An 11,529-nucleotide genomic window follows, 5' to 3' on the forward strand; every position below is an offset into this window, starting at 1 on the left:
CACCGCGCGCGTTCTCGTCTAGGGTCTTTGGCCAGATGGCGCGGTTTGGAACGGGTGGGACGAATGACATTTCCGGAGCAGGGGATACCGCAGCTGGCATGGCCGGCGAACGAGCTCGAACAGGTGCTGTCCGCGTCGGTCGGACACCCGGGCGCCGGCGGCCGGATCGTCGAGGTCCTCGGCCGTAGCCGGCTGTGGGTGCCGCTGCCCGAAGGCGGCGGCCCGGAGAGCGCGGGCCCCGGCTCCCGCGGCCTCGATCTGCCCACCGTCGAGCTCGACGGGGCGCACTACGTCCCGGTCTACAGCTCCGAGCAGGAGTTCCTGCGGGTGATCGGCCCGCATATGTCCTTCACCGTCGCCCCGGCCCGGGAGTTCGCCCGCGGGCTGCCGCCGCAGATCGGCATCGCGGTCAACCCCGACGGCACGGTCGGCGTCCCGCTGCCGCCGCCCGCGGTGGCCGAACTGTGCCGGGAGCGGCGGCCGGGACAGCCGGAGTTCTCCGGGTTGCCGAGCGGCGGCCGGGTACGGCTCTTCGAGCCGGACTGGCAGGACGAGCCGGTGGACTTCCTGGCCTCGGCCGGGCTGGAGTTCTCCGGCGCCGGAATTGTCCTGAGTGCCCGGCGTGCCCTGGCAAGCGTCGAGGGCGACACGCCCGCGCTGTTCGTCGGTGTTCAGGTCGCGCCGGATGACCTCGGGCTGCACGACGGCACCGCCCGCGAGACGGTACTCTCAGCCCTCGGACGTGCGCTCGGCGCAGTGCCGCTGCCCTGGCCCGTACAACTCGTCATGCTCGACCTCGCCCAGGGCGACCCGGTCGCCGACTGGATGCTGGAGCGCGTGCGGCCCTTCTACAGTCGTGACCACTCGTAAGGGCTTGCCGATGGGCCAGGACCGGTCCTGGCCCATCGGCAAGCCCTAAGCTGGTTGGATGACAGGCGGGCGCACCCTCACGTGCCCTGCTGAGAGAAGGGACGGACCACGTGAGCGCGGGTGCGCATCAGGGGCCGGCGGCGGCCGGGCAGCTGGAGCAGCTGCTTCAGCAGGTCTCGCCCGGCCGTTACGACGCCTATGAGGCGCTGCTGCACGCGCTCGCCGCGGGCCAGGTCTGGATGCTGCTCTGGCAGGGCCGGGCCGGTATGCCCGATGCGCAGTACGGAAACATGGAGGTCGAGGGCCTCGGCTATGCGCCGTGTGTGACCTCGGCACCCGAACTCGCCGCCTCCGGCTGGAATCGCGACCACGAGGTCGTCACCGGTCCCGAAATCGCCGCCGCGCTCTTTCCCGACCGCTGGGGCCTGTGGCTGAATCCGCATGCTCCCGGCGGCGGTGTCGGCATTCCCTGGCTGGATCTGCGCCGTATCGCCGGCGGTCTCGACCGGCTGCCCGCCGGGCCGCTGCGGATCTCCGAGCCGGTGATCGACATCCCGCAGTTCTACGCGCTGCTCGCCCAGAACGCGCACCGGACGCCCGCCGTCCGGTCGCTGCGCCGGGCCTGGGTGCAGCCCGCGCTGGGTGCCCCGTATCTGGCGATCGGTCTGGATCTGTACGACACCGGCCAACAAGCGGTGGATTCGGTGCGGTTGATGATCCAGCAGTCGATCGGCGCGGTTCCGGACGGTCTGCCCGTCTCGACGGTCGCGATGAACGACGAGTACGACCCGGTCGGCATGTGGATGCGGGCCTCCACGCGCCCCTTCTTCGACCGTGACGGCTACGTCCAGCCGCAGGCTCCCGCACCCTCTTACGGCTACGGCTACCCGCGTCCGTACTGACGCCCGGCGCGCCGCCCCGGCGCCGGGCTTGGGGTGAATTCGCCCCATGCGCCCCGCAGTTGAGCCCCTTTCTCACGGGTATACACACCGCTCAGCCCGGCCTTTTGTCCGTATAACGGAATGCCGCGGATCACATCACAGTTACGCATCCTTTCCCCTTCAGGGCTGGTGACTGATCGCGAATCGGATGAAGACTCCGGCAGCAGAGGGCCATCGGTCCTTTGTACGAGCGTCATCCGAGAACGGCGTCGCGCACCTTTTGAATTTCCATAAAACGCGAACTTCCGCGATGCCTGCATGACTTGCACCAGTGATGTGAAGAAGGCCGCTACCGCGGCGGGGCATGGGCCGGCCACTGTCGGCCGAGAGGGGTCAAAGGCACCGTGACCGCACCGATCGAGACCACCGGAGCAGCTGCTGAGGCGCAGCCGGAAGCGGTGCTGAAAGGCGTGGAAGGAAAGCGGATCGAGGGGCGTTCGCTCGGTCAGATCGCCTGGCTGCGCTTCCGGCGGGACAAGGTCGCGGTGGCCGGTGCCATCGTTGTCATCCTGCTCATCGCCGTCGCCGCGCTCTCCCGCCCGATCCAGTCGCTGCTGGGGCTGGACCCCAACAACCCCAACCAGTCGCTGATCGACCCCAACACCACGCTCCCCAAGGGGGACTTCGGCGGGATGAGCGGGGACCACCCGCTGGGGGTGGACCCGAAGTTCGGCCGCGATCTGCTCGCCCGGATCCTGGAGGGCTCCTGGGTGTCGCTGATCGTGGCGTTCGGCGCGACCCTGCTGTCGGTCGCCATCGGCACCGTCCTCGGGGTGGTCGCCGGCTTCTACCGCGGGCGGGTGGATGCCTTCATCAGCCGGATGATGGACGTCTTCCTGGCGTTCCCGCTGCTGCTGTTCGCCATCGCGATCTCCGCCTCGCTCCAGGGCGGCGCCTTCGGCCTGGAGGGTCTGCCGCTGCACATCTCGGTGCTGATCTTCGTGATCGGCTTCTTCAACTGGCCGTACATGGGGCGGATCGTGCGCGCGCAGACGCTGTCGCTGCGCGAGCGGGAGTTCGTGGACGCCGCCCGCGGCATGGGGGCACGCGGCCCGTTCATCCTCTTCCGGGAGCTGCTGCCCAACCTGGTGGGTCCGATCATCGTCTACTCGACGCTGCTGATCCCCTCCAACATCCTCTTCGAGGCCGCACTGAGCTTCCTGGGCGTCGGTATCCAACCGCCCCAGGCGTCCTGGGGCGGCATGCTCAACCAGGCGGTCAAGTACTACGAGGTCGACCCTCAGTACATGATCGTCCCCGGCCTCGCGATCTTCGTCACCGTGCTGGCGTTCAACCTGCTCGGTGACGGTCTGAGGGACGCGCTGGATCCGCGCAGCCGCTGATGGCCGTGCCTGGCACCCGCTCAGAAGTCTCACCAGCGTTTTTCGCAGTTCTGTAGCTCTGACATACCGAGGTACCGACGTACCGACGTATGGACGTTTCTCGACGAACGAAGGGGACACCGACCAATGCGAAGGTCAGTTCCGGTCGCGGCTGTCGCGGCCATCACCAGTGCGGGCCTTTTGCTGGCCGGCTGTAGCGGGGGCAAGGGTTCCACGGAGGGCTCGGGCGAGGCGAACGCCGCCACCAAGGGCGTCGTCAACGCCTCGGACGCGAAGGGCGGCACGGTCACCTACGCGATCAGCGACGCCCCCGAGTCGTTCGACCCGGGCAACACGTACTACGCCTTCATCTACAACTTCAGCCGGCTCTACGCACGCCCGCTCACCACCTTCAAGCCGGGCCCCGGCCCCAAGGGCAACGAGCTGGTCCCGGACCTCGCCGAGTCGATGGGCAAGCCCAGCGACGGCGGCAAGACCTGGACGTACAAGATCCGCAAGGGCGTCAAGTACGACGACGGCTCCACGGTGACCTCGCAGGACGTCAAGTACGCCGTCGAGCGCAGCAACTTCGCGCGCGACACCCTCTCGCTGGGTCCGAACTACTTCCAGCAGTTCCTCAAGGACAACGACGGCGGCTACAAGGGTCCGTACAAGGACAAGAGCAAGGCCGGTCTGAAGTCCATCGAGACGCCGGACGAGCAGACGGTCGTCTTCCACCTGAAGAAGCCGTTCGCCGAGTTCGACTACCTGGTGAGCGCCCCGCAGACCGCTCCGGTCCCGCAGGCCAAGGACAAGGGCGCCGACTACACCAAGTCCGTGCTGTCCACCGGCTCGTACAAGTTCGAGAGCTACGAAGAGGGCAAGAAGCTCACCCTGGTCCGCAACCCGCAGTGGTCGGCGAAGACCGACCCGCTGCGCAAGCAGCTGCCGGACAAGATCGTCCTGAATCTCAAGGTCGCCCAGTCGACGATCGACAAGGACCTCAAGTCCGGTAACACCCTGGTGGACCTGGCCGGCCGCGGTGTCGACGGGCAGACCCAGGCGCAGCTCCTGACCGACCCCAAGGAGAAGGCCAACACCGACAACACGCTCGGGCAGCGGCTGGTCTACACGGCGCTCAACACCAAGGTGAAGCCGTTCGACAACATCGAGTGCCGCAAGGCCGTCGAGTACGCCATCGACAAGAAGGCCGTACAGACCTCGCTCGGCGGTCCGATACGCGGTGAGCTGGCCTCCACGGTCCTGCCGACCGACATCGACGGCTACCAGAAGTACGACCTGTACCCGCAGAAGTACGACGGCGACAAGCTGGACCTGGCCGAGGCCAAGAAGCACTGGGACAAGTGCGGCGCCGGCAAGACCACGACCACGATCCTGGCCCGCAACGACCGCCAGGACGAGGTCGACGCGGCCACCACGGTCATCGACTCGCTCAAGAAGATCGGTGTCACCGCCAAGATCCAGTCCTACCCGACCAGCAAGTACTTCTCGGACTACGCCGGTGTGCCGAAGTTCAACAAGAAGAACAACGTCGGTCTGATCATGATGCAGTGGGGCTCGGACTTCCCGACCGGCTACGGCTACCTCCAGCAGATCCTCAACGGCAAGGCGATCAGCCAGTCCGGTAACACCAACCTGTCGGAGCTGGACGACCCGGAGATCAACAAGCTGCTCGACAGCGCCATCGCCAACACCGACAAGGCGGCCCGCGAGAAGGCGTACGCCGAGATCGACAAGAAGACGATGGAGCAGGCGGCGATCGTTCCGCTCACCTACTTCAAGGTCCTGATGTACCGCTCGCCCAAGGCCACCAACCTGGTGTCCACCTCGGCCTTCAGCGGTCAGTACGACTACCTCAACATCGGCGTCAAGAAGTAGCAGCCCTGGAAGGCAGGTGAAGGCTTGGTGTCCGCGGGCCGGCTTCGGCCGGCCCGCGGCGCCGACGCCGCATCCCCGTGTTCTCGTACATCATCCGCAGGTTGATCAGCGCAGTGGTGCTGCTGCTGATCGTCAGCGCGGTCACCTTCGGCATCTTCTTCCTGCTGCCGAAGCTGGCCGGGCAGAGCACCGACCAGCTTGCCCAGCAGTACATCGGAAAGGCCCCCACGCCCGCGGACATCGCCGCGGTCAAAAAGAATCTCGGCCTGGACAAGCCCGTGTACGAGCAGTACTGGGACTTCCTCAAGGGCATTTTCGTCGGCGTCGACTACAAATTCGGTCCGGAAGCGGCCCAGTGCCATGTGCCGTGCTTCGGTTACTCCTTCAAAACGCATATCGAGGTCTGGCCGGAGATCCAGTCCCGGCTTCCGGTGACCCTCTCGCTCGCCGCCGGCGCGGCCGTGCTGTGGGTCGTCTCCGGTGTCGCCACCGGTGTGCTCTCCGCGCTGCGCCCCGGCTCGCTCTTCGACCGGATGGCGATGGGGGTCGCGCTGGCCGGTGTCTCCCTCCCGATGTTCTTCACGGGAGCCCTGGCCCTGGCGCTGTTCACCTACCAGTGGCCGATCTTCGAACGCAGCGACTACATACCGCTGATGGAGGATCCGTTCCTCTGGGCCCGGACCCTGGTCCTGCCCTGGGTCACCCTGGCCTTCCTCTACTCCGCGCTCTACGCCCGGCTCACCCGGGCCGGCATGCTGGAGACGCTGAGCGAGGACTACATCCGTACCGCCCGCGCCAAGGGCCTGCGGGAGCGCAAGGTGGTCGTCCGGCACGGTCTGCGGGCCGCGCTCACCCCGATCATCACGGTCTTCGGCATGGACCTGGGCCTGCTGCTCGGCGGTGCGCTGATCACCGAACAGGTCTTCTCGCTCAAGGGAGTCGGCGCCTTCGCCGTCGAGGCGATCAACGCCAACGACCTGCCGAACATCCTCGGCGTCACCTTGCTCGCCGCGTTCTTCATCGTCATGTGCAATCTGGTGGTGGACGTTCTGTACGCCGCCGTCGACCCGCGGGTGAGGCTCTCGTGACCGACTCCTCCGAGGACAAGACCGAGACCGCGGCGGCCGGTTCCGCCGCGGCCACCACCACCGGGAAGGCACCGGCGCCGTTCCTCCAGGTGCGGGACCTCAAGGTGCACTTCCGCACCGACGACGGGCTGGTGAAGTCCGTCGACGGCCTGAACTTCAGCCTGGAGAAGGGCAAGACGCTCGGCATCGTCGGCGAGTCCGGCTCCGGCAAGTCCGTCACCTCGCTCGCCGTGATGGGCCTGCACCGCGCCTCGCGTCAGCAGCGCGGCAAGGTGGACATGTCCGGTGAGATCTGGCTGGACGGCAAGGAGCTGGTCTCCGCCGATCCGGACGAGGTGCGCCGGCTGCGCGGCCGCGAGATGGCGATGATCTTCCAGGATCCGCTGTCCGCGCTGCACCCCTTCTACTCGGTCGGCAGCCAGATCGTGGAGGCGTACCGCGTCCACAACGACGTGGACAAGAAGACTGCGCGCAAGAGGGCGATCGAGATGCTCGACCGGGTCGGCATCCCGCAGCCCGACAAGCGGGTCGACGACCATCCGCACCAGTTCTCCGGCGGAATGCGCCAGCGCGCCATGATCGCGATGGCGCTGGTGAACAACCCCGAGCTGCTGATCGCGGACGAGCCGACCACCGCACTGGACGTCACCGTCCAGGCGCAGATCCTGGACCTGATCCGCGATCTCCAGAAGGAGTTCGGCTCGGCGGTCATCATCATCACCCACGACCTCGGGGTGGTCGCCGAGCTCGCCGACGACCTGCTGGTGATGTACGGCGGACGGTGCGTCGAGCGCGGACCGGCCGAGAAGGTCTTCTACGAGCCCCAGCACCCCTACACCTGGGGTCTGCTCGGGTCCATGCCGCGCATCGACCGCGACCAGACGGACCGGCTGATCCCGGTGAAGGGCTCCCCGCCCAGCCTGATCAACGTCCCGTCCGGCTGTGCCTTCAACCCCCGTTGCCCGTATGCGGACGTGCCGAAGGACAACCTCACCCGTACGGTCCGCCCCGAGCTGCGCGAGGCCGGCGGCGGGCACTCCTCCGCCTGCCATATGTCGCAGGAGGAGCGGGAGCGTATCTGGACCGAAGAGATTGCGCCGAAGCTGTGACCGAGACGACTGACGACCAGAACAAGAAGATCCCGCTCCAGAAGGGGACGTCCGCGAAGGCCCCCGCCGACGCCCCCGCCGCCGCCGAGCCGCTGCTCAGGGTCCGCGGTCTGGTCCGGCACTTCCCGATCACCAAGGGCCTGCTCAAGCGGCAGGTCGGCGCGGTGCAGGCGGTCGACGGCATCGACTTCGACGTACGGCCCGGGGAAACCCTCGGCGTCGTCGGCGAGTCCGGCTGCGGCAAGTCGACGATGGGCCGGCTGATCACCCGGCTCGACGAACCGACCGGCGGCTCCGTCGAGTTCCAGGGCCAGGACATCACGCATCTGTCCCAGGGCCGGTTGCGGCCGATGCGCCGGGACGTGCAGATGATCTTCCAGGATCCCTACGGTTCGCTGAACCCGCGGCACACCATCGGCGGCATCGTCTCCACCCCCTTCCGTCTCCAGGGCGTCGAGCCCGAGGGCGGGGTGAAGAAGGAGGTGCAGCGGCTGCTGGAGCTGGTGGGCCTGAGCCCGGAGCACTACAACCGCTATCCGCACGAGTTCTCCGGCGGTCAGCGGCAGCGCATCGGCATCGCCCGGGCGCTGGCGCTCAAGCCCAAGCTGGTGGTCGCCGACGAGCCGGTCTCCGCGCTGGACGTGTCGATCCAGGCCCAGGTCGTCAACCTCATGGACGACCTCCAGGAGGAGCTGGGCCTGACCTACGTCATCATCGCCCACGACCTCTCGGTCATCCGGCATGTGTCGGACCGGATCGCGGTGATGTACCTCGGCAAGATCGTGGAACTGGCCGACCGCAAGGCCCTCTACGAGTCGCCGATGCACCCGTACACCAAGGCGCTGCTGTCCGCCGTCCCGGTGCCCGATCCCAAGCGGCGCACCCAGCGCGACCGGATCCTGCTGAAGGGCGATGTGCCGTCGCCGATCAACCCGCCGTCCGGCTGCCGGTTCCGTACCCGCTGCTGGAAGGCGACCGAGGTGTGCGCCACCACCGAGCCGCCGCTGGTCACGCTGCGGACCGGTCACCAGGTGGCCTGCCACCACCCCGAGAACGCGCCCGACCCGGCGCCGGCCGCGGGGGCGTCCGGCGGGGCAGGTCAGGAGCCAACCGGCAAGTAACACCGAGGAATTGGCAAAGTCCTGGGCAAGGCGGGACGGGAGGGTGCAGAGTCGGCGCGATTGTTCCTCATTCGCCCGTGTGTCCGAAAGGACGGCTCATGGCACTCTCCCGTTCTGTGCGTCGCACCTCCCGCTGGCTCGCCCTGGCCACCGCCGTGGCCTCGGCTGCCTCCATCGCCGCCGCTCCCGGCGCCTCCCCCGGCGCCCCCGGCGTCGGTGATTCCTACTTCCCCCGCCTGGGCAACGGCGGCTTCGACGCCCTGCATTACGACCTCGGCGTCAGCTACCAGCCCAACAGCGGCCGGCTCGACGGCCGGACGACGCTCACCGCCCGCGCCACCAAGAACCTCTCCGCCTTCGACCTCGATCTCCAGAAGCTGACGGTCGACAGCGTCCGGGTGAACGGCCGGCGGGCCCACTTCGCCAGATCCGGCGACGAGATAACCGTCCGCCCCGACTTCCCGCTGCGCCACGGTAAGAAGTTCACCGTCACCGTCGCCTACCACGGTGTCCCCAAGCCGCTGAGCGGCCCGATCGTCTTCGGCTCCGAGTACGGCTGGATGAAGACCAAGGACGGGGTCTTCGTCGGCTGCGAGCCGAACGCCGCCTCGACGTGGTTCCCCTCCAGCGACCACCCGGGCGACAAGGCGACCTACGACATCCGCATCGACGCCCCCAAGGGCCTGACCGGCGTTTCCAACGGGCGGCTGGTCGGCTCCGGGGAGCGGCACGGCCGGTCCTGGGCCCACTGGCGCGAGAAGCGCCCCATGGCGACCTACCTCGCGACCGCCACCATCGGGAAGTTCGACGTCCGTACGGGCACCACGCCCGGCGGCATCCCCATCTACGTCGCCACCGACCCCACGCTGCCCACCGGCAAGGTCGACGTCTACGGCCTCACCGCCGAGGCCACCGACTACTGGTCGACGGTCTTCGGTCCGTACCCCTTCGAGGAGACCGGCGCCATCGTCGACGACATGCCGCAGGCCGGCTTCTCCCTGGAGGTGCAGTCCAAGCCGGTCTACTCGGGCGTGCGCAGCGAGTCGACCATCGTCCACGAGCTGGCGCACCAGTGGTTCGGCGACTCGGTCTCCGTGAAGAAGTGGCAGAACATCTGGCTCAACGAGGGCTTCTCCACCTACGCGCAGTGGCTGTGGAGCGAGCACCGCGGCACCCGCAGCGCCCATGACAGCTTCCGTGCGGCGTACGCCGGCCTCCCGGCCGACAGCGCCTTCTGGAAGGTGAAGGTCGCCGATCCGCAGCGGGACACCATGTTCGCCGACGCGGTCTACGAACGCGGCGCGATGACGCTCCAGGTGCTGCGGGAGCGGATCGGCGACAAGGCGTTCTTCAAGCTGCTGCCGGCCTGGACCGCCGCCCACCGCTACGGCAACGCGGAGACCTCCCAGTTCATCGCGCTCGCCGAGAAGATCTCCGGGCAGCAGCTGGACGACCTGTTCCACACCTGGCTGAACACGGACAGCAAGCCGGCGCTGCCCGAGTAGGCCCGGGTCGCGGTCAGTCGGCGTCCGGCCGGCCGCCCCGGGGGCGCAGCTGCTGCGGCCGCGGCAGATGCAGCCCGAGGTAGACCGCACCCATCCGCAGTCCGAAGACCACCCCCGCCGAGATCCCGGCGGCGGGGGTGGCTCCGGTGCCGAGGTTGTACAGCAGCAGATAGCAGCAGGCGCCGGCCAGCGCGGCGATCGCGTAGACGTCCTCCCGCAGCAGCAGCGGCGGGAACTCCCCGCACAGCACATCGCGGATGACCTCACCGGCGACCCCGGTCAGCACCGCCAGGATGATCACCGCGAGCGGGGTGGCGCCCGCGTCGATCGCGGCGCGGGCCCCGATCACCGTGACCACGGACAGTCCGATCGCGTCGACCACCAGCAGCGACTTGTGCGGCAGCTGCCAGAACCGCAGATAGATCATGGTGCCGACGCCGACACAGATGATCACGGTCAGCAGCACCCAGTCGTGCGTCCAGTACAGCGGCTGCCGGTTGAGGATGAGATCGCGCAGCGTGCCGCCGGAGATGGACGCGGCGAAGGCGAGCACCAGCCCGCCGAAGGGGTCCATGTTGGCGCGATAGGCGGCCAGCACCCCGCTCGCCGCGAAGGCCGCGACACCCACCAGGTAGAGGACGTGAAGCATGGCGCACATCATCGCAGGCGCGGAACGAGTCGTTCCGCCCGAGGCCGTAAAATCTGACACTACCGGTCGGTAACCATCCCGTGTAGCGTGCAACCCATGGCTCTGGCGACCCACCGCACCAGCGAGTTCGACCGCGATACGGCGGTCACCCGCCGCGCGCCCGGCGTCTATGACGCCCACCTCTCCGCCGGCTGGACGATCATCCAGGCGGTCAACGGCGGCTACCTCCTCGCCCTCATGGGCCGCGCCCTGGGTGACGCCCTCCCGCACCCCGACCCGATGTCGGTCACCGCGCACTACCTGACCGCCTCGGTCCCGGGCCCCGCGGTGATCCGCACCGAAGTGGTCCGCACCGGCCGCACGATGTCGACCGGCACCGCCACCCTCGTCCAGTTCGCGGAGGACGGCAGCGAGGTCGAACGGCTGCGGGTGCTCGCCGCGTACGGCGACCTCGGCGCGCTGCCCGACGACGTCCGCACCACCGCCAAACCCCCGGCCATCCCGCCGTACGAGCACTGCCTGGGCACGGACAGCGCCCCCGACGGCCGTCCCGCGATCCCCGGCAGCACCGCCATCGCCGAGCGGCTCGCCCTCCGCCTGGACCCGGCGACCGCGGGCTGGGCCGTCGGCGCCCCGTCCGGCAAGGGCGAGATGCGCGCCTGGTTCGGCCTGGCCGACGGCCGCGAACCCGACCCGCTCTCCCTCCTGCTGACCGTCGACGCGCTGCCGCCCACCGCCTTCGAGATGGGCCTGTCCGGCTGGGTCCCCACCGTCGAACTGACCGCCCACATCCGCTGCCGCCCGGCCCCCGGCCCGCTGCGGGTCGCCATCACCACCCGCAACCTCGCCGGCGGCTTCCTGGAGGAGGACGCCGAGGTCTGGGATTCCGAGGACCGGCTCGTCGCCCAGTCCCGGCAGTTGGCGCGCGCGCTGCTCCAGGGCTGACGCGCCGATGCCCTTTCCGTACCTTTTCGCAGGTGGCTGCGGGTGCGGAAGCGGAAAAAGGGCGGGAAAGTGCGGGCGGT

Annotated in this window: 10 protein-coding genes; 9 read left to right on the plus strand and 1 reads right to left on the minus strand. The window is 68.6% G+C overall.

Annotation, left to right across the window (positions count from 1 at the left end; genetic code table 11):
• Positions 1–63: 63 nt before the first annotated feature.
• From QT196_RS27925 to QT196_RS27960, 8 genes are all read left to right on the plus strand, one after another.
• Positions 64–870: an enhanced serine sensitivity protein SseB gene (locus QT196_RS27925; protein WP_168481467.1), complete on the plus strand. Its 807-nt coding sequence runs from the start codon at positions 64–66 to the stop codon at positions 868–870.
• A gap of 110 nt (positions 871–980) precedes the next feature.
• Entirely contained in the window at positions 981–1,772 is a 792-nt protein-coding gene (locus QT196_RS27930; RefSeq protein WP_168481468.1) for an enhanced serine sensitivity protein SseB C-terminal domain-containing protein, read from the plus strand.
• Between the two features lie 383 nt (positions 1,773–2,155).
• Positions 2,156–3,154 carry an ABC transporter permease gene (locus tag QT196_RS27935; RefSeq protein WP_168481469.1) on the plus strand — a complete coding sequence of 333 codons (999 nt, stop codon included), beginning with the start codon at positions 2,156–2,158 and terminating at the stop codon, positions 3,152–3,154.
• Between the two features lie 126 nt (positions 3,155–3,280).
• Positions 3,281–5,032, plus strand: coding sequence for an ABC transporter substrate-binding protein (locus QT196_RS27940; protein ID WP_168481470.1), 1,752 nt, complete (start codon positions 3,281–3,283; stop codon positions 5,030–5,032).
• Positions 5,033–5,109: 77 nt separating this feature from the next.
• A complete protein-coding gene (locus QT196_RS27945) occupies positions 5,110–6,120 on the plus strand; it encodes an ABC transporter permease (protein ID WP_085928255.1) in 1,011 nt (336 codons plus the stop codon).
• Positions 6,121–6,209: 89 nt separating this feature from the next.
• Complete coding sequence (locus QT196_RS27950) at positions 6,210–7,229, plus strand: ABC transporter ATP-binding protein (RefSeq protein WP_248001665.1); 1,020 nt, start codon at positions 6,210–6,212, stop codon at positions 7,227–7,229.
• Positions 7,230–7,258: 29 nt separating this feature from the next.
• The gene (locus QT196_RS27955; RefSeq protein WP_248001666.1) at positions 7,259–8,350 is read left to right on the plus strand and encodes a dipeptide ABC transporter ATP-binding protein; all 1,092 of its coding nucleotides are present in this window, start codon (positions 7,259–7,261) and stop codon (positions 8,348–8,350) included.
• A gap of 98 nt (positions 8,351–8,448) precedes the next feature.
• Positions 8,449–9,855, plus strand: coding sequence for a M1 family metallopeptidase (locus QT196_RS27960; RefSeq protein ID WP_266733348.1), 1,407 nt, complete (start codon positions 8,449–8,451; stop codon positions 9,853–9,855).
• A gap of 13 nt (positions 9,856–9,868) precedes the next feature.
• Here QT196_RS27960 and QT196_RS27965 read toward each other — a convergent pair whose 3' ends face one another.
• Entirely contained in the window at positions 9,869–10,504 is a 636-nt protein-coding gene (locus QT196_RS27965) for a trimeric intracellular cation channel family protein (RefSeq protein WP_266733346.1), read from the minus strand.
• Positions 10,505–10,600: 96 nt separating this feature from the next.
• Here QT196_RS27965 and QT196_RS27970 point away from each other — a divergent pair, with 96 nt between their 5' ends.
• Complete coding sequence (locus tag QT196_RS27970) at positions 10,601–11,449, plus strand: thioesterase family protein (RefSeq protein WP_266733344.1); 849 nt, start codon at positions 10,601–10,603, stop codon at positions 11,447–11,449.
• Positions 11,450–11,529: the final 80 nt, after the last annotated feature.

It is taken from the genome of Streptomyces sp. P9-2B-2, assembly GCF_030406865.1.
GTDB classification, from domain to species: Bacteria; Actinomycetota; Actinomycetes; order Streptomycetales; family Streptomycetaceae; genus Streptomyces; species Streptomyces platensis.

Coding starts and splice junctions, on each gene's coding strand:
- QT196_RS27970 (WP_266733344.1), top strand. CDS start 10,601: ATGGCTCTGGCGACCCACCGCACCAGCGAGTTCGACCGCGATACGGCG.
- QT196_RS27925 (WP_168481467.1), top strand. CDS start 64: ATGACATTTCCGGAGCAGGGGATACCGCAGCTGGCATGGCCGGCGAAC.
- QT196_RS27940 (WP_168481470.1), top strand. CDS start 3,281: ATGCGAAGGTCAGTTCCGGTCGCGGCTGTCGCGGCCATCACCAGTGCG.
- QT196_RS27960 (WP_266733348.1), top strand. CDS start 8,449: ATGGCACTCTCCCGTTCTGTGCGTCGCACCTCCCGCTGGCTCGCCCTG.
- QT196_RS27965 (WP_266733346.1), bottom strand. CDS start 10,504: ATGCTTCACGTCCTCTACCTGGTGGGTGTCGCGGCCTTCGCGGCGAGC.